A 2,960-nucleotide genomic window follows, 5' to 3' on the forward strand; every position below is an offset into this window, starting at 1 on the left:
CCGGGGAACTGAAACATCTCAGTACCCGGAGGAAAGGACATCAACCGAGACTCCCGTAGTAGTGGCGAGCGAACCGGGACCAGGCCAGTGCTCTTGTGAAATAAAGCCGAACGATCTGGAAAGGTCGGCCATAGCGGGTGAAAGCCCCGTAGGCGTCAAACAGCAAGAGACTCGAGTAGGGCGGGACACGTGAAATCCTGTCTGAACATGGGGGGACCACCCTCCAAGCCTAAGTACTCCTCTACGACCGATAGTGAACAAGTACCGTGAGGGAAAGGTGAAAAGCACCCCGACAAGGGGAGTGAAACAGATCCTGAAATCGGAAGCCTACAAGCAGTCGGAGCCTCCAAGCGAGGTGACGGCGTACCTTTTGTATAATGGGTCAGCGACTTCATGTGTCGAGCAAGCTTAAGCCGTTAGGTGTAGGCGCAGCGAAAGCGAGTCTGAACAGGGCGCTAAGTTCGACGTATGACGACCCGAAACTGGGTGATCTATCCATGAGCAGGTTGAAGGTAAGGTAACACTTACTGGAGGACCGAACCGGTGAATGTTGAAAAATTCTCGGATGACTTGTGGATAGGGGTGAAAGGCCAATCAAACCCAGACATAGCTGGTTCTCCGCGAAATCTATTTAGGTAGAGCGTCCGACGAATTCCTTAGGGGGTAGAGCACTGGATGGTTGCGGGCTGCGCGAGCGGTACCAATACTAACCAAACTCCGAATACCTAAGAGAACTATCGGGCAGACACACGGCGGGTGCTAACGTCCGTCGTGAAAAGGGAAACAACCCTAACCATCATCTAAGGCCCCCAAGTACTGGCTAAGTGGGAAACGATGTGGGATTGCTTTGACAATCAGGAGGTTGGCTTAGAAGCAGCCATCCTTTAAAGAAAGCGTAACAGCTCACTGATCAAGCGATCCTGCGCGGAAAATGTAACGGGGCTCAAGCCAGTCGCCGAAGATATGGGTGCACTTTATGTGCGCGGTAGCGGAGCGTTCCGTAAGCCGGTGAAGGTCAGGCGTGAGCCTGGCTGGAGGTATCGGAAGTGAGAATGCTGACATGAGTAACGATAGGAGTGTGAGAGACACTCCCGCCGAAAGACCAAGGGTTCCTGCGTAAAGCTAATCTGCGCAGGGTTAGTCGGCCCCTAAGGCGAGGCTGAAAAGCGTAGTCGATGGGAAGCAGGTAAATATTCCTGCACCAGCTGGAAGTGACGGATGGCGCAACTTGTCAGGGCTTATTGGATTGTCCTGGCAGGGAAGTTGTCCCTGGAAATAACTCCAGCAGAGACCGTACCCGAAACCGACACAGGTGGTCAGGTAGAGCATACCAAGGCGTTTGAGAGAACTATGCTGAAGGAACTCGGCAAATTGCACGCGTAACTTCGGAATAAGCGTGACTCTGCTAAGGGCAACCTCTGCAGAGTGGCACAAGCCAGGGGGTAGCGACTGTTTAGCAAAAACACAGGGCTCTGCGAAGCAGCAATGCGACGTATAGGGTCTGACGCCTGCCCGGTGCCTGAAGGTTAAAGGGAGATGTGAAAGCGTCGAACTGAAGCCCAGGTAAACGGCGGCCGTAACTATAACGGTCCTAAGGTAGCGAAATTCCTTGTCGGGTAAGTTCCGACCTGCACGAATGGCGTAACGACTTCCCCACTGTCTCCAGCATAGGCTCAGTGAAATTGAATTCCCCGTGAAGATGCGGGGTTCCCGCGGTCAGACGGAAAGACCCTATGAACCTTTACTATAGCTTCGCCTTGGCGTTAGCGACCGTATGTGTAGGATAGGTGGGAGGCTATGAAACCGGGGCGCCAGCACCGGTGGAGCCATCCTTGAAATACCACCCTTACTGTCGTTGACGTCTAACCGAGGGCCGTTATCCGGTCCCGGGACATGGCGTGGTGGGTAGTTTGACTGGGGCGGTCGCCTCCTAAAGTGTAACGGAGGCGCGCGATGGTGGGCTCAGACCGGTCGGAAATCGGTCGTCGAGTGCAATGGCATAAGCCCGCCTGACTGCGAGACTGACAAGTCGAGCAGAGACGAAAGTCGGCCATAGTGATCCGGTGGTCCCGAGTGGAAGGGCCATCGCTCAACGGATAAAAGGTACTCTAGGGATAACAGGCTGATTTTGCCCAAGAGTCCATATCGACGGCAAAGTTTGGCACCTCGATGTCGGCTCATCACATCCTGGGGCTGGAGCAGGTCCCAAGGGTTCGGCTGTTCGCCGATTAAAGTGGTACGTGAGCTGGGTTCAGAACGTCGTGAGACAGTTTGGTCCCTATCTGCCGTGGGTGTTCGAAGCTTGAGAGGATCTGTCCCTAGTACGAGAGGACCGGGATGGACATACCTCTGGTGTACCTGTCATGGCGCCAGCTGTGCAGCAGGGTAGCTAAGTATGGAATAGATAACCGCTGAAAGCATCTAAGCGGGAAACTAACCTCAAAACAAGGCTTCGCTGAGGATCGTGGAAGACTACCACGTTGATAGGCCAGGTGTGGAAGCGCGGTGACGTGTGAAGCTTACTGGTACTAATAATCCGATCGGCTTGATCGTTTCTCAGCAAAACTCATTCGATTTTCGAATACGACAATGTCTTCTCTTACAGTACGATATCCGCTTGGTTGACCTGGTGGCTATGTCGGAGGTTCCCCACCCGATCCCATCCCGAACTCGGTCGTTAAGCCCTCCAGAGCCAATGGTACTCCGTCTCAAGGCGTGGGAGAGTAGGTCGCCGCCGGGTCTACCAAGCGGATATCAAACTGTAGGAACAGCTCAACACGAGCTCTCTCTCGAACACCTTCCTTCACTCGACCGTTTGCCGCGGGATGGAGCAGCCCGGTAGCTCGTCAGGCTCATAACCTGAAGGTCGCAGGTTCAAATCCTGCTCCCGCACCCAAACATCAACAAAACGCCCCCTGGCCAAAAGCCCGGGGGCGTTTTGCGTTCTGGCCAACCCGACG

Annotated in this window: 1 tRNA gene and 2 rRNA genes (1 of these 3 cut by a window edge); all 3 read left to right on the plus strand. The window is 54.3% G+C overall.

The window, feature by feature from the left end:
- Positions 1–2,553 (plus strand): 23S ribosomal RNA (locus AC1ROD_RS18920); it begins 228 nt to the left of the window's first position.
- A gap of 72 nt (positions 2,554–2,625) precedes the next feature.
- A 5S ribosomal RNA gene (rrf, locus tag AC1ROD_RS18925) occupies positions 2,626–2,740 on the plus strand.
- 79 nt (positions 2,741–2,819) lie between these two features.
- A tRNA-Met gene (locus AC1ROD_RS18930) sits at positions 2,820–2,896 on the plus strand.
- Positions 2,897–2,960: the final 64 nt, after the last annotated feature.

Source organism: Brevundimonas sp. GW821-FHT12E07 (assembly GCF_058807035.1).